Origin of the sequence: Bacillus methanolicus MGA3, assembly GCF_000724485.1 — a bacterium.
In the GTDB taxonomy this organism is placed as follows: Bacteria; Bacillota; Bacilli; order Bacillales; family Cytobacillaceae; genus Bacillus_Z; species Bacillus_Z methanolicus_A.
This window is the reverse complement of the sequence record NZ_CP007739.1, coordinates 214,478-230,194: the sequence shown is the minus strand read 5'-3', so window position 1 is coordinate 230,194 and position 15,717 is coordinate 214,478. Positions and strand designations below refer to the sequence as shown.

General features: G+C 41.4%; 17 protein-coding genes. All 17 read right to left on the bottom strand.

All coding sequences use genetic code 11. The features are described from left to right. Nucleotides 1-94: 94 nt before the first annotated feature. The 17 genes from BMMGA3_RS01250 to BMMGA3_RS01170 all read right to left on the bottom strand — a co-directional run bounded on the left by BMMGA3_RS01250 (nt 95) and on the right by BMMGA3_RS01170 (nt 15,592). Entirely contained in the window at nt 95-1,480 is a 1,386-nt protein-coding gene (locus BMMGA3_RS01250) for a UDP-N-acetylmuramoyl-tripeptide--D-alanyl-D-alanine ligase (RefSeq protein ID WP_003348456.1), read from the bottom strand. 67 nt (nt 1,481-1,547) lie between these two features. Beyond that, on the bottom strand, nt 1,548-2,630 hold the full coding sequence (locus BMMGA3_RS01245; protein WP_003348458.1) for a D-alanine--D-alanine ligase: 1,083 nt from the start codon (nt 2,628-2,630) through the stop codon (nt 1,548-1,550). A 466-nt stretch (nt 2,631-3,096) separates the two neighbouring features. Then, complete coding sequence (locus tag BMMGA3_RS16655) at nt 3,097-3,546, bottom strand: DUF4937 domain-containing protein (protein WP_003348459.1); 450 nt, start codon at nt 3,544-3,546, stop codon at nt 3,097-3,099. Between the two features lie 236 nt (nt 3,547-3,782). Beyond that, on the bottom strand, nt 3,783-4,406 hold the full coding sequence (locus tag BMMGA3_RS01235) for a histidine phosphatase family protein (RefSeq protein ID WP_003348460.1): 624 nt from the start codon (nt 4,404-4,406) through the stop codon (nt 3,783-3,785). A gap of 73 nt (nt 4,407-4,479) precedes the next feature. After that, the gene (locus BMMGA3_RS01230) at nt 4,480-5,196 is read right to left on the bottom strand and encodes a hypothetical protein (RefSeq protein ID WP_003348461.1); all 717 of its coding nucleotides are present in this window, start codon (nt 5,194-5,196) and stop codon (nt 4,480-4,482) included. Beyond that, a complete protein-coding gene (locus BMMGA3_RS01225) occupies nt 5,193-5,687 on the bottom strand; it encodes an ECF transporter S component (protein WP_003348462.1) in 495 nt (164 codons plus the stop codon). Before BMMGA3_RS01225 ends, BMMGA3_RS01230 begins: the two co-directional genes overlap by 4 nt. Next, complete coding sequence (locus BMMGA3_RS01220; RefSeq protein ID WP_003348463.1) at nt 5,687-6,271, bottom strand: cob(I)yrinic acid a,c-diamide adenosyltransferase; 585 nt, start codon at nt 6,269-6,271, stop codon at nt 5,687-5,689. Before BMMGA3_RS01220 ends, BMMGA3_RS01225 begins: the two co-directional genes overlap by 1 nt. A gap of 13 nt (nt 6,272-6,284) precedes the next feature. Then, nucleotides 6,285-6,725 carry a bifunctional adenosylcobinamide kinase/adenosylcobinamide-phosphate guanylyltransferase gene (locus BMMGA3_RS01215; protein WP_003348464.1) on the bottom strand — a complete coding sequence of 147 codons (441 nt, stop codon included), beginning with the start codon at nt 6,723-6,725 and terminating at the stop codon, nt 6,285-6,287. Then, a complete protein-coding gene (locus BMMGA3_RS01210; protein WP_003348465.1) occupies nt 6,677-7,303 on the bottom strand; it encodes a histidine phosphatase family protein in 627 nt (208 codons plus the stop codon). Before BMMGA3_RS01210 ends, BMMGA3_RS01215 begins: the two co-directional genes overlap by 49 nt. Continuing rightward, on the bottom strand, nt 7,261-8,046 hold the full coding sequence (gene cobS, locus BMMGA3_RS01205) for an adenosylcobinamide-GDP ribazoletransferase (protein WP_003348467.1): 786 nt from the start codon (nt 8,044-8,046) through the stop codon (nt 7,261-7,263). Before cobS ends, BMMGA3_RS01210 begins: the two co-directional genes overlap by 43 nt. Then, complete coding sequence (locus BMMGA3_RS01200) at nt 8,043-9,554, bottom strand: cobyric acid synthase (RefSeq protein WP_003348469.1); 1,512 nt, start codon at nt 9,552-9,554, stop codon at nt 8,043-8,045. The genes cobS and BMMGA3_RS01200 overlap by 4 nt, the downstream gene beginning before the upstream one ends. Next, nucleotides 9,520-10,128 (bottom strand): bifunctional adenosylcobinamide kinase/adenosylcobinamide-phosphate guanylyltransferase, encoded by a 609-nt coding sequence (locus tag BMMGA3_RS01195; RefSeq protein ID WP_003348471.1) that lies wholly within the window; start codon nt 10,126-10,128, stop codon nt 9,520-9,522. Before BMMGA3_RS01195 ends, BMMGA3_RS01200 begins: the two co-directional genes overlap by 35 nt. Further along, complete coding sequence (gene cobD, locus BMMGA3_RS01190; RefSeq protein WP_003348473.1) at nt 10,110-11,186, bottom strand: threonine-phosphate decarboxylase CobD; 1,077 nt, start codon at nt 11,184-11,186, stop codon at nt 10,110-10,112. Before cobD ends, BMMGA3_RS01195 begins: the two co-directional genes overlap by 19 nt. Then, entirely contained in the window at nt 11,161-12,126 is a 966-nt protein-coding gene (cbiB, locus tag BMMGA3_RS01185) for an adenosylcobinamide-phosphate synthase CbiB (protein WP_003348475.1), read from the bottom strand. The genes cobD and cbiB overlap by 26 nt, the downstream gene beginning before the upstream one ends. Next, nucleotides 12,123-13,592, bottom strand: a complete 1,470-nt coding sequence (locus BMMGA3_RS01180; protein ID WP_034669473.1) for a heme ABC transporter ATP-binding protein — start codon at nt 13,590-13,592, stop codon at nt 12,123-12,125. The genes cbiB and BMMGA3_RS01180 overlap by 4 nt, the downstream gene beginning before the upstream one ends. Nucleotide 13,593: 1 nt before the next feature. Further along, nucleotides 13,594-14,652 carry a FecCD family ABC transporter permease gene (locus tag BMMGA3_RS01175; protein ID WP_003348478.1) on the bottom strand — a complete coding sequence of 353 codons (1,059 nt, stop codon included), beginning with the start codon at nt 14,650-14,652 and terminating at the stop codon, nt 13,594-13,596. After that, nucleotides 14,615-15,592, bottom strand: coding sequence for an ABC transporter substrate-binding protein (locus tag BMMGA3_RS01170; protein ID WP_003348480.1), 978 nt, complete (start codon nt 15,590-15,592; stop codon nt 14,615-14,617). Before BMMGA3_RS01170 ends, BMMGA3_RS01175 begins: the two co-directional genes overlap by 38 nt. Between the last annotated feature and the right edge of the window lie 125 nt (nt 15,593-15,717).

The window sequence follows — 15,717 nt, the reverse complement described above, 5'->3', positions numbered from 1 at the left end:
TTTTATACTTTTTTACAAATATCATACAAATGAATGAAATGATATAAAAAATCCCCGTTTCACATGAAACAGGGATTTCTATTAATACAGAGTTTTATTGTTCTTTCTTTTGTAATGCTAATACAACGTCCTCTAACTTCATCCCTCTCGATGCTTTCACTAGTATTAACGTCTCATTGTTTGTGTGTTTCGTTAATTCATTTATTAACGAATTTTTATCAAAGAAGGCAAATACTCTTTTTTCCGGAAGAACCGTTTTGGCACCTTCTGCAATATGGCTGCCGAGCTTTCCATACGTAAATACAAAATCAACTTTTTCCGGATCTAAATTGGCTCCAACATTGTAATGGAATTGCTCTTCTTGCGGACCGAGCTCAAGCATATCGCCGAGTACTAATATTTTGTTTTTATAACCGGAAAGATTCGAAACGAGCTCAACAGCAGCATTCATGGAAGTTGGGCTGGCATTATAAGCGTCATTGATGATTTTCTCGCCATTTTTTCCTTCAACAATTTCCATGCGCATATTGGTCAGCTTTAAGTTTGAAAATCCTTCGTTCATTTTTTCAAATGGAATGCCGAAATATTCAGCTGCCAGCATCGCTGCAAGGGCATTTAACACATTATGAGTGCCGAGAACCGGCAACGAGAAAACCTCAGGAGATGCATTAATTTTAAACTCGTTTCCCTTGTCACTTTGTTGGATTTCAATCGGATACAAGTTATTCCTTTCGCTTCTTCCGAATGTTTTTAAAACCGCATTTCCATCAAAATTTTCCAATCGCTCTTTCAAGAGCGGTTCATCTCCGTGATAAACGATTAATCCGCCGTCCTCAAGGCCCTTAATGATTTCTAATTTGGCGTCGGCAATGGCTTCTCTTGATCCGAGATCTAGAAGATGGGACTCTCCGATATTAGTGATGATGACTGCATTTGGTCGGGCAAGTTTTGTCAGAAATTCAATTTCGCCCCGGCCGCTCATGCCCATCTCGAGAACGGCCATTTCCGTATCTGGTTTTAAGCTTAAGACCGTCAACGGAAGTCCGATATGGTTGTTAAAATTACCTTCTGTTTTTTGAACTTTATATTTTATGGAAAGCAAGTTGGCCGTCATGTCCTTTGTAGTCGTCTTCCCATTGCTGCCGGTAATTCCAACAATCTTAATATTTAATTCATTGCGGTAGCTTCGTGCCAGCTCCTGCAGCGCTCTTAATGTATCTTCAACAATCAAAACAGGCAAATCGAGCGGCGGATTTGGTACATCTTTTTGCCAAAGTGCAGCAGCTGCACCTTTCTTGATTGCATCTTCTACAAAACGGTGCCCGTCTGTATTCTCCCCTTTGAAAGGAATAAACAGATTTCCTATTTTAATTTTCCGGGAATCAATGGCAACACCATTAATCTCTATGTTTTCAAAATTAGATAGATCGTTTTCGACCTTAATCATTTCTTTTATTTGTTTGATCGTTTTTTGAATCATTGTCTACTCCCTTCTTTCCTTTTTATGGTGAAAAGGAATGACACGGCATTATCGCCGTGTCCTGGTGTTATAGTGTATGTTTAATATTTTGTTTTTCAGCATGCCTTTCTTTTGCCAGTTTGACAAGGCGTTCAATTAGCTCAGGATATTCAATTCCAGAGTGTTTCCAGAGGAGCGGGAACATACTGAAAGGGGTGAATCCCGGCATCGTGTTTACCTCATTGATGTATAATTTTCCATCTTTTGTTAAGAAAAAGTCTGCTCTGACAAGGCCTGAACAATCTAATGCTTTAAAAGCTTTAATTGCCATTTCTTTTAGTTTAGCGTATTCTTCCTCCGTTAAATCTGCCGGGATAATGAGAGCAGTATCGCCGTCTTCATATTTGGCTTTGTAGTCATAAAATTCTTTCTTCGGAACGATTTCGCCGGCAACCGAACATTCCGGCTCGTCATTCCCCAGTACACCGATTTCAATTTCTCTTGCCGTCACGCCCTCTTCAATTATGATTTTCCGGTCGAATTGGAACGCTTCTTGGAAAGCTGCTTCAAGCTCGCTTCTGTTTGTTGCTTTGTTGATTCCGACGCTTGATCCAAGGTTTGCAGGTTTTACAAAACAAGGATAGCCTAGTTCTTTTTCCACTTTCTCATACGCTTGTTCTTTTGCTTTTTCCCACTCGCTTCGGATAAACCAAACATAGTTAACTTGGGAAAGCCCTGCTTGAGCAAAAATATTTTTCATAATGACTTTGTCCATGCCTGCAGCCGAAGCAAGAACACCGTTTCCAACGTATGGGAGATTTAATAGTTCAAGCAGCCCCTGCACTGTTCCGTCTTCTCCATTTGGACCGTGCAACAACGGAAAAATCACATCAAGAGGCTCCTGCTTTTCTGATGCATCAGCCTGAAAAACGCTTGGAGCTAAAGGAGCATTCGCTTGAGGATCTTCCTTCTTAAACTCAAGCTCTTTGACATTTTCCACGGGTCCAGTAAGCTGCGGACCCTTAATCCATTGACCTTCTTCGGTTATGTAAATTGGATAAATATCAAATTTTTCAAGATCTAGAGCTTTGATAACAGCCATTGCTGTTTGCATGGACACTTTATGTTCAGCGGATTTTCCGCCATATAACAAACCAATTTTTGTTTTCATGATTGAACCTCCATTTTGTTGAATCACACACTATTTTATTTTAACACTTTCAAAGAAAAGAAAGGGAGAGATAACAAAATGTTTCTTATAAAATTTTTCACATTCATTCCACCTATTTTCTATACCTATGAAACCCACAGCTTGCTTTATTCGCGGGCCAGACCCTCAATACGGTGAGCCGTTAAAGAGGTGAGTTAAATATAATATTGATTTGAAAAAAAGCATCATGGTTGGCGATCACGAAAGAGATATTGAAGCTGGCAAAAAGCAGGCTGCAAAACGGTTTTTATAGGGTCAAGTTCGACAAGTGCAGATCTTCAGGCGGATTCTTTATACGAGGCTGTGGAGTCGATTTTGAGGTTAAAGCTTTAAAAAACTTAAATGTTTGATGCGAAGGGGCCCAAATATTTACTCATAGGCTCATAAAATCCCCGGGGCTGATATTCTTTCGATCATGCAAACGAAATTATATCAATCTAGAAAAATTATCCCCGAAAATGCTCCATGATTTTTCAATAGTAAATGCTTCTGAATTGATGCAAGGTTCGGTTTTTAAGTACAGGGAATTTCCATTCACTGCGAAAAAAACTGGTTTATTATTACTATTAAGAACTGAACTAATTTCCGTCAGGTTGATTTCCAATTCAAAAATTTTTACATCAATATTTTTATAAGTGCCTTTTTGGCCAGATACTAGAAAAATTTCATCATGAATGTGCTTCATAAAATTTTCATATGCTTGCCTTGTTTGCCAAATGGCAAATATTTTTGCTGTAAAAGCATTGACCACTCCCCATCCGCCAAATTGGCAGACAAAACCGGGTGCCTCATGAAGAGTATGCCATGCTAGCTGGCCGCGATGAAAAGCTTCTTTTCTATCAGGAAAAACGGAACATTGAATAAATTTTATTATCAACTATAGTCTCTCCATTTCAAAAAATTTAAATGGCAACTACCTTTTCATTGTTATGGAGGTATCGATTTTTAAAGTTCTCAAGGAAATGAGGAGATGGCTCGGCTCATAGCAAAAAGGCTGGCACACAAGGGTCTTGACGCTCTCCAACTATAACAAATAGATAGAATGATTTTATATTGTTTTGGAGGGGTCTGACCCTTTGCTTTTGAGTCAGCCTCCGTATAAACCAGTGCCTGTTATAAATGAGCTTCCTGCTGTACATGGGCGAGGTCACCCTCTAATAAAAATCTCTTTTTCCCATCGTTCAGTTCCACAATCGTCAAACTCGTTCCATGAATGAATGGCGGTGCCCAAAACTCCTCAAGGGGAAGTTGTTTCATCACCATGTACATTGTTTTAATAACAACAGCATGAGTGACAATCAGCACATTTCCGGAAGAATACGTTTTTTCTATATCCTTCAAGACAGCTATTACCCTGTCCTGGATGTCTTGAAAACTTTCGCCTTCTGAATTTTGGTACAGGTGCGGATTGTTCCAAAAACAATCAAATTGATGAGCATCCATTTCCTTAATCTCATCATGAGTTTTTCCTTCCCAGCTTCCAAAGTGAATTTCCATCAATCTTGTATCTTTTACAATTGGAATAGGCCGGTCTCCCTTTATAAGTTCTGCCGTTTGGACTGTTCTTCCACTCGGACTTGTAATGATGGCCGCAAATTCCGTATTTTCAAGTCTCTTACCAAGTAATTGTGCATGCAGCTTTCCTTTATCCGTTAAATTCGAGTCCAACCTGCCCTGCATTCTTTTTTCTACATTCCATTCCGTTTCACCGTGCCGTGTGATATACAAAGTTAGCATGTTCTTCATCCTTTTATTTTTTTATGCCAAGATATTCTATAAAAATACCTTGTTTTCCTGCCAACCATAATTATTAGTCTATTAATTTAACAGGATGAAACAGTTCTCCGGCTTTCCTGCGCAATTTTTCTTCAACTTCGGGCCGGTAAGCAACAAGAAAGCATGTTGCCGGACCGGAAGATTTCAAGAGATCCAAACTGCAAGAAACTTGTTTTTCTTCTATTTCCTGGCCATGAAAAAGCTGTTGAAGCTCGTACATGATCCCTTTTGAACCTACTGGCAAAACTGCCTCCACTTCCTTCTGTTTACAAAACCAATTGAACAGCGAAAGAGGTGCAACATTTTCCTGATAGTTAATGACTTCTTCTCCTACGAGTGGAAACCCGATAACCGCCACATTCACTTTCCCCGGCAACTCATCAAGAGAGTTATCCCTCGCCTTCCGTCCCACTACAACTATGCCGAGAGCCGATTGAAGGAGGGAAAAATTACTTTCGGTACTTCCCGTTACTGAAATCCCATCGATTCCCAATTCATAAAGTCCTCTTTCCACTCCAGCCTTAAGCAGCGGCCAGGCGTCATCCCCACAAAAATTTTGCATCGCAACCGAAACAGGTTTTGCTCCGGCAGCCATGCACTCCATCACCGCGACCCGAAAAGAATAATAGGAGAGAATGTCATAAGGGACTTTCACATGATCACTATTTTTCATCCCAATACCGCCGCTGTTATCAGCTGCAATCACTAGAGACTCGTTTTCATTTATCGCGACGATCGCAACATCTCTCATCGGTTTGCCTCCAAAGAGTCTGTTTTGCTGCGCTTTAACCAAACGAGACGAGGAATCATCAACAATGCAACTGCTATATTAAACAAAGATCCTACGAATAGCGAAGGAAGGATCGCAAAAAAGAATTCTTTTCCCATTATAAAAAGAAAAGGCAGGGGAGCAAGAAAAGCGTTGCCAACTAAAAAAAGAAAACCTGCCATTTTCCTGGATCCCGCTCGATAAATGTTTCCAAATACCCATACAAGAACCGCCATTTCAAGCGCAACAAGAAAATGAAAAGAACCTAACGGCATTCCACCGAGCAATGCAGACAAAATATGCCCAGCGGCAGCTATCACTGCACCTGCTCCACCGCCTAAAAGTACAGAAGCCAAAAGTGCAGGAAAAGAATCAAGGGCGATACTACCGATGACAGCCGGTATTTTAATAGAGGCACCAACGACCGACAAAGCAATAAACAGAGCTGCCAAACCAATATTTCTGCCGAACATTATTTTTCCTCCTTCCGCTTCCCTTCCCGAAATACATTCGCACTTCTAATGTATTCGACATCTTTTACACCAAGACGAAAATTCACGATTCTCGCGAGGGCGAAAAAATAATCGGAAAGACGGTTCATATATTTCAATGTAAGCTCCGGCACTTCCGGATCTTTCTTCTTCAGTTTTACAATCAGTCTTTCAGCCCGACGGGTTACTGTCCTGGCTATATGGATTGACGCAGAAGGCTTTGTTCCGCCAGGGAGGATAAATTTCTCGAGCTTCGGTGCTTCCTCGGTGAACTCGTCAATTCTTTTTTCAAGATACTCAATAGCTTCAGTTGTAAGCTTTAATTGCCTCCTAGAGGAAATATTGGCAAGGTCTCCGCCACAGTCAAAAAGCTCGTGTTGAATTTTTTCAAGATCTTCTAAAACGTCCTTGAAAACACTAGGATCTAGTTCTGTCATAGCCTGGCCGACATAACAATTCACTTCATCAACAGTTCCATATGCTTCTACCCTGATATCATCTTTATCTACTCGGCCGCCAATTAAACTCGTTTGTCCTTTATCACCTGTACGTGTATAAATTCTCAATTTCATTTCCTCCCTATTTAAGTCTTTGACCAATTCCATACCAAATAAGGTCCACGCGGTCAGCAAGGCCAACAATATCTTGGAAAGCCCAACCAGTACAATCCCGCCAGTTTCGATGCTCCTTTTTAACCGGTACAATCCCTTTTGTAATATCCGCTCCGATAATAACGAGTGTCCGTTCCGGGCTTTCTGTTTCCCAAAGATGCCAATTCCTTAATACATTCTTCCATTCTTCACGGAAACCCTTCAAATCCGACCGGACCGAGATTTCTCTAACCCATTGTTCCGCTCCCTCCAGGACAACCAAATCTTTTCCGAAATCATGGAGCATCATTGGAAGCGCTTGATGTTTATAAGCGGAAATCCATATTACGTCATCTCTCTCTTTAATTTTATAAAAGCTCCTTACCCATTTTGCTTTTCCATTAAAAGCACCTCCCGTAATAAAGTGCACCGTTCCCCCCTCCTAAAGGCATTTTTCTCCCATTCCAATTCATAGCCATGCCCGTGCTTCACCTTCCATTCCCAAAAAGGCTGCTCATTAGGAGCGAACTTGGACAGCAAATACTTAATTACTCCGCCGTGTGTCACGGCAATAGCTCTGTTCACACCGTCTTGTAATATTTCCTCCTTCAACTTGATCCAACCGCGCTCGACTCTATCAGCAAACTCGGGAAATAATTCACCTTCAGGCGGCCGGACAGAAAAATAATCCTCTAACCAACTTTGATAAACACCATCCTTCTCAAGTTCTTGGTGAGTTTTTCCTTCCCATTTTCCAAAATTCAGTTCACGCAGTTCGGGAATGAGAATTGGATCGGCTTCAGGAAACAGCAGTCTAGCAGTTTCCATACATCTTTGTAAATCGCTGCTAAACACTTTCTCATACTCCGGCAGTTTATCCTTTATTTCCTTTAACCGCATGCGGCCGTCATGACTAAGCCGGAAATCGGACCAGCCGATAATCGCTTTTCTCTGATTATATGCCGTTAAGCCATGGCGAAATAGTGCAATAACCACAGAATTGCCCATAATAAAAGTTCCACTCCTTCCACAGCGGACCCTAACACATCTCCTGTTACTCCGCCAAACCATTTCATTATTTTATTCTTCAAAAAAATAACAACAACAACTGCAGAAAATAGCATTACAGCAGAAAAAAGAAAAAGCCTAGTATTTAAAAGAAAAGCCAGCCAGAGAAAAAACAGCAGATACAATGGGTATATCCATAATGATCGGATATCCGCTGCTTGCTGAAAGAAAAAGGCTAGTCCTTCTTTTTTCGCTGACGGCAAGCCGGTAAGAAAATAACCCATTGCGCTTTTTCCTAAAAAAGGAATATACATGATTAAAAAAATCGATATCAAATTGGCCTGTAGGGTGATTTCGTATATAAACAAAAATTTGCTGCCTAGCAGGACGATAACCGAAATTACTCCGAATGCTCCTGTCCGCGGGTCCTTCATAATTTCAAGCCGCTTCTCTCTATCCCGAAATGAAAAATATGCGTCACTAGCATCAATCCAACCGTCGAGATGAATCCCGCCTGTGAGAATAATGGTCACTAGCCAAAGAAAAAAAGCATCAGCAAGATCAGAAAAAGGAGTATAGTATTGTAATAGATACAATAATAGCGAAAAAACACAGCCTTGAAAAATTCCTAATAAAGGAAAAGTTTGAATCGCTTTTTTCAAATGCAATTTATCCATTGGAAGCTTTAGCGGAACAGGAATAGACGTGAAAAATTGCAGGTTAATCAAGAAGCCTTTTATCATTCACTGCCCGCTCCCATGAAAATAATATTTTTCATTTTCTCCCAGTTTAAAAACGGCTTTATGCTGGCAGCCAATTCCTCATATTTTTCATCCTTTAGCTCTCCAATAAAAACGGGCTTACGAACGGAAAGCCCTTTTCTTTTCCTCAATCGATTCAGCCATTTGCTCCGCCATTGATCATTATGAAAAAGATGGTGCAAATATGTGCCAATGATCGTGCCATCGTCTCTGCAATACCCCTCTTCTTCGCCGTTCTCAAGCAATAAAAACGGGCTTCTCTTAACAGACGGGTCAATTTCAGTTTTTCCAAGGTGAATTTCATAGCCTTGTACCGGAATTTCTCCCATACCGATATCAGGATGAACCGTTCCCTTCGTTCGAATCGTCAGCTTTTCTCTGTAAAAAAATGTAATTCCCGGAATAATTCCGAGACCTTCTTCACTTATTCCAGCTTTCCCTGTATCGGACCCTGCCTCGTCAATAAGCATTCGGGTTAGCATTTGATATCCGCCGCAAATGCCAACAATTGTCCCTCCATCGCCTATGTATTTCTTAATTGCTTCAGCCAGTCCCTTATCTTTAAGGTATCGCAAATCTCCAATCGAGCTTTTCGTGCCGGGAATGATCACAGCATCAGGCATACCAAATCGTTCCGGGCCACTGACCCAGCGAACCGAAACATCCTCTTCATATAAAAACGGTTCAATATCACTGTAGTTTGAAAGATAAGGAAGTTTGATAACAGCAATATCAATGCTTTTTTGCCGGCGTTTTGAAAACCGATCAGAAAGGGAAAGAGAATCTTCTCCTTCTATCATATGCCGGTCCAAATAGGGAAGAACCCCAAGAACCGGAATCCCCGTTCGTTCCTCAAGCCACTTGATGCCATCTTGAAACAACTCGGGATCGCCGCGAAATTTATTAATAATCACGCCCTTTACTCGGCTCCGTTCCTCTTCTTCCAAAAGCTCCAATGTTCCGACGATACTGGCAAACACTCCGCCCCGGTCAATATCAGCCACTAAAACAACGGGTACATCGGCAAGTTCCGCAACTTTCATATTCACAAGTTCTCTGTCTTTTAAGTTGATTTCCGCCGGGCTTCCCGCTCCTTCAATTACGATCAGTTCATATTCCTCTTGCAGTTTTTTTAACGCAGTTTCGATCGTTTCCAATCCTATTTGATAAAAAGAATCTCGGTATGCATTGCCGGAAACTGTTGTAAACGGCCGGCCCAATAAAACCACTTCAGATTGATGCTCGAACCTCGGTTTTAATAAAATCGGATTCATCCAGACCGTCGCCTCTGTCCCGGCTGCTTCCGCTTGAAGCCCTTGGGCACGGCCAATTTCTTTACCGTCCATCGTGACATAAGAATTATTGGACATATTTTGTGATTTAAAAGGAGCAACTTTGTATCCTTCCTTTGCGAGAATCCTGCAAATTGCGGTCGTGATCAAACTTTTTCCGACATCAGAAGCTGTCCCTTGAATCATAATGCCTTTCATGTGCCTGTTCTCCTTTCATCAGCCGGGGAATGCCAGCTTCAAGCAAATAAGCTGTACTCGATTGCTGCACGAGCCATTGATGAAGCTGGCCGAGAATTTTTCCATATGTAAACACTACAAGACTTTCATCAATCTGTTCATTCAGCACTTCATTGCTGACAATAAGCAAATGGCTGCATGCCTTTTGAATTTCCAAAATCCCTTTTTTAATTGACCTTTTCACTTCCTCCTGGATATCAGACCGTTCCCATGACTCTCTATTTGAAAAAAGCTCATTATTTAATAATGTCGTTAAACAATCAAGCAAAACGACAGAATGTTCACTAAAATAAGAACATGCCTGCTGAATATTCGTTGCAAATTCTAAAGTATTCCATGGGATCGAGCTGTTCTCCCGATAGATTTTGTGCCTTTTTATCCGTTCACTCATTTCCAGATCTGAAGAACGCCCACATGCGATATAGTAAAGATCTCCGCCGTTTTTTTCCGCAATCGCAACAGCCATTTTCTCAGCAAACGAACTCTTCCCGCTCCGAACTCCGCCAGTAATAAACGTTATTGCACCGTGCGCCATTTCGCTAATACCTCCATTAACCGGTCATTTTCTTTCTTACGTTTTATCGCCAGCCGTATCCAGCTGCCTTCCAGGCCCGGAAAATGATAAGTATGCCTCGGAACAATCCCATTCTCAAGCAAAAATTGGATAAGAGGAAGCTGATCTATATGATTTGGGTCTCGTAATAGATAAAAATTCACGCTAGAATTGGAGACTTCATAGCCCTTTTCCTGAAAAAATTTCACTAAACGAGAACGCTGCTTGCCAATATATTGCCTCGTATTCTGCTCGTGCTCAACTGCTTTTAAGCATTCTTCCCCAGCCATTAAAGCAATAGCATTGACGCTCCAGTGAGGCTGGAAAGAAGCCATTTTCTCAAGAACAGGCGGGCGAGCAATCACGTACCCAAGTCTTATTCCCGGTATACTGTACATTTTTGTCATCGACCGAAGAATCATTAAGTTAGGATAGATAGGAATATAGGAAGCAAAGGAGTGCACTTCTTCAGTAAAATCATAAAAAGCTTCGTCAATGATCACAAAACAATTTCTTGTGGAAGATTCTTCTAGAACATGGGAAATGGCGGATCTGGAAAAAGATTTTCCTGTTGGATTATTTGGATTGCAAAGAAAAAGAGCATCATAATGATCAAGTTTTTGAATAAGACTGTCGCTCTTAAGCTCCCACTTTCCCTCTTCAAGAACATGATATCCGATCTGACAGCCATTTGCTTTGCATGCTTCCTCATATTCAGAAAAGGCAGGTTGAACAATTAATACTCTTTTGCCGGCAATCATTCTGGCAATCAGAGCGATGAGTTCCGATCCTCCATTGCCCGGAAGGATCCAGTTCATTGGCAGGCCTTCCTTTTCAGCTGCTTTAAGAGAAAATTTATAAGCTTTTGGATCAGGATAATCGTTGATCAACTCAAAGGCCTGTCCCCATTTTTCTTTTAACGAAAGAGGCGGACCAAGAGGATTAATGTTGGCGCTAAAATCGATATAATGGTCCGGAAGAGGAATTCCCATTGATTGATATAAATATTGCGGATTAGAACCATGCAATGGCCATTTCAATTGCCACCCCTCCAAGCAGCAATAACAATAAAAATAAGAAAGCTGATCTTTTCATAAGTCTGATAGAATCGATGATATGAATTGCCTGAAGCTTAAATATTGGGTCACCCATTTTTGCTCTGTGAGAAACAACACCGTCATAATAATTTGTTCCCCCGAGCTGAACGCCAATGATAGCAGCCGCAGCCGCCTCTCCCCAGCCGCTGTTAGGACTCGGATGTTTCTTAGCATCACGCAAAACGATGGAAACCGCCTGCTTCCGGCTTACTTTCCTCGGTTTCATGCTTAAAAACATTGCTATAGCTGTCAGTCTGCTCGGGAGCCAGTTTAGTAAATCATCCAGTTTTGCCGACGCAAAACCAAATCTTTCGTATTTTTGATTGCGGTATCCGACCATGGAGTCGCATGTATTGACTGCACGATAGGCAAGGGCGAACACTCCCCCGCCAAGAAATCCCCAAAACAGCGGTGCCGTAACTCCGTCGCTTGTATTTTCTGCGACCGTTTCAACTGTTCCTCTAACAATCTCTCTTTCCGGCAAATGATCCGTGTCTCTACCAACAATATAAGACAATTTCACCCTGGCTTCGGCTATTTCACCTTTTTGTAATGGTTCGTAAACATCCAGTGCTGCTTCCTTTAAACTTTTTTGTGCAACTGCAGTAGAGATGAGAACACCTTCCCAGATGACGCCTGCCAAAGGATGAATCTGGTAGACAGCATACACGCTTAAGCCTGTTGCTCCCATCACAATAACAAGCACGGAAATAAGCATGACAACCCCTTTAGCCCGGCGATGATTGCCCTTATTTAATTTTTTGTCAAAAAAAGCAATCAAAGCACCCATCCACTTTACCGGGTGTGGCCACCCCGGAGGATCACCGATTATCAAATCAAGGAAAAATGCAAGGATAATAGCCGCCAAGTGGTGAATGATCATTGTTTTTTCCTCTTTTGGTACTTGTGAATTGCTTCTGTCATACACTCATAAACTCCCTTGCCGATCAGCTTTCCGAGTGGAGTAATCGAACCGGCGTAGTCCAATAATCGCCCTTGTTGGGTAGCAGCAATTAAGATGCTGTCAGTCGAGGTTCCGGTTGCCAGCGTTCCTGTTATTGGATCGTAAATCTCCATGTCATGTAAAACCTTAACTTTTGCTTCCGTTGCAGTCATAATTCCTTGGATAAAAGCCTCTTCCGTCATATTTCCATTCACAAAAATCCATGTATTGATCGTTCCGGGAATGGTTATCACTTGGTGCTCTTTGCTTCTTGATACATCCACTGCATTGCCTGCACCTGCGGTAATCACAACAAAAACAGAAAAACCGTCGCCCCTGAACAGCTGATATACGGCATCTTCGAGATTGACAGCTGTCATCATTCCAACCGTATCTACCGGTTCAAAACCGTTTTGCTTTAAAAAATCTCTCATTTCTCTCCGGTGGTTACTGCAATCATAATTTTGACTGACATGCCTGTTTATGAACGTTCTATGCCAGCCAGTTCCCGAACCAGTCACCCCTGAAGACATCGTTCTGAGAGGGATCGGTGAAAAAAGCCCAATGAATTCCTTTGAAATAGTCAAAAATCGTTCATCAACCTGAAATGGTACTTGTTCTTCTTCTTGATAATCCGGAAGCAGGACCATTTGCGGCTTGGCCACTTTCGGATGAGGCTGCTTTTGGATCGCTGTATGATAAACTTCCCGAATTCGCTCTTCTTTTAATACTTCATTAGGATTATCGTTAATACTGATCTTCCCCTTGCTCAAGAGCATTAAGCGGTCGCAATACAAGCTTGCAAGGTTCAAATCATGGAAAATCGAGATAACCGTTAGTTCGCGTTCCTTCGTCCAACACTTTAATAAATCAAGAAATTCTTTTTGATAAGACAAATCAAGGTGGTTAGTCGGTTCATCAAGGAGAAGTATTTCCGGCTCTTGGGCAAGAGCCTGGGCCAAAAATACCCTTTGACGTTCTCCTCCGGAAAGCTGATGAATTTGCTGATCATGAAATTGGCTTATTCCCGTCTGCTCCATAACAGTCCGGACAATGGCCTCATCTTCGCTCGTCCACGTATGAAACCAGCCCTTTTGATGCGCATATCTTCCAAGAGAGACTGTTTCTTTTACCGTATAGGAAAAAGCCTGTCCGGTATGTTGAGGCAATACGGCGATTACTTTTGCAAGCTCTTTAGGGGAAAACGAAGATAACTGCCTTCCTTTAATGGAAATGTCTCCCTCTTCATACGGCAAAATACCGCTTATGATTTTTAATAAGGTTGTTTTCCCGCTGCCATTTGGGCCGAGAATGCCAAATAATTCTCCTTTCCTAACCGAAAAGGAAATGCCTTTTATAATATTCTGACCGCCATATCCGCCGGAAAGATTCCTGATTGTTAACATATTACCCACTTCTTTCCCTTCTTCTCAACAAAATGACAGCAAACATCGGAGCTCCTATTAAGGATGTAATCACGCCGATTGGAAGTTCGGATGGCGCAATAATCGTCCGTGAAACAAGGTCGGCAAGAATTAAAAAACCTCCGCCTATAATCATCGACAAAGGCAACAAGTGACGATGATCAGGACCCCACAATTGTCTAACAAAGTGTGGAACTACCAGCCCGACAAACCCAATTGTACCCGAAACAGCCACAGCCGCACCGGTAAGAATCGATCCTGAAATCATAATAAGCAGTTTTCGACGATGAACATTAACACCTAAATGCTGCGCCCGTTCCTCTCCGAAGGACAGTGCATTCAATTCTTTCGTAGTCATGATCAGCAAGCATGAACCAATAATAAAAAATGGCAAAATGATTTTGATGTATTCCCAGCCTCGCATTGATACACTGCCCAATATCCATCCGATGATTTGCCGAAGCTCTTCACCAGTCAGTGCGATCATTAAGGAAATAAGTGAACCTAGAAACGAGCTGAAAATGATGCCTGTTAAAATAAGTGTTTCTACTTTCATGGATCGTTCAATCTTTTGGGCAAAAAGCAGCACAAGAAAGACAGTGATAATGGAGGCTGTAATACTTAACATCGGCAGCGTATACATACCGGCAATTGGAAGCGTGATTTGAAAAAACAATGCGATTACCGCTCCAACAGAAGCACCCGAAGACACACCAAGGGTATAGGGGTCAGCAAGCGGATTGCGCAAAAGACCTTGAAAGGCAGCTCCTGCAATCGCAAGAGATGCCCCTACAAGACCAGCCAGGAGAACTCGCGGCAGACGGATATTCATCACAATATTTGAATACATCGGATCAATAGAATCAATTGGTGAAAAACGGAAAATTTCAGCACCAATAATTTTAATGATCGAAAAAACCGGGACATAAACAGTCCCGAACGCAATTCCAGTCAGTATTGCCGAAAGGAAAAATATGATTGCAATAAAATATGCAATAATTTTGTTATTTAGCAAAAATTTCTGGATATACAGCTTTCGCAAGTTCCTCTACTCCTTCGGCAAGACGCGGACCAGGACGGGAAACCAGATCAGAATTGACATCAACTACTTGTTTATTTTTTACGGCTTTGATATTTTCCCAGCCCTTGCGGCTTGTCACGTTTCCGACAGGGTCTTTAACATAAAAACCATATGTTGTCACAATCACATCAGGATTTTTTTTAATCACGGCTTCTTGATCAATTTTTGCCCATCCTTCTAAATCCCCAAAAACATTTTTTGCATTGATAATCGAGAGCATTTCATTCATAAACGTGTTTTTTCCCGGTGTATAAATTTCGGGAGCAGGTGATACTTCAACATATACGGTCTTTTGTTTGCTCTCTTCGATTTTAGAAGCTTTTTCTTTTACTTTTGCAATTCGTTCTTTCATATTTTGTATGATTTTCTCTGCTTCATCCTTTTCACCTGTTGCAGTGCCAATCATTTTAATCGACTCGTATACTTGTTCAAAATTTTGCGCATCATTTACAACGAGAACAGGAATCCCGGCATCTTTTAACTGCTGCAAGCCTTCCTTAGAACTTTGAGCGATTGATGGGTGGGCAAGAACCAGGTTCGGTTTTAACGAAATAACTTTTTCAACATTTATTTGCATGCCGCCAATTTTCTCCTTCTTTGTTACCTCTTTCGGATAATTATCATTATCAGATACTCCAACGATTTCTTTCCCCAATCCTAAGGCAAACGCAATTTCAGTATTGCTCGGAATAAGCGACACAATTCTTTCCGGTTTTGATTCTATGACAACCTCTTTGCCAGTTGCATCTTTAATCTTAACCGGAAATTCAGTTTCTGATTTTAGTTCTTTCTTCGGTTCATTTGAAGAAATGTCTTTAACAGGTTTTTCTGCTCCGCCACATCCGGCAAGGATACCTGCTGCAAGCAGCATTGCTAAAAATAATGAAAACAGTTTTTTCATGTATTTCTCCTCCTAATTTAATCAAATAAAAAAGCATCTCCAAAAAAGTCATGGAGATGCAGTACTGGCCGATTATTCAAAAAAGCAAAAAAGACATGATAAAGGCCTTCCCACACCTCCCTATC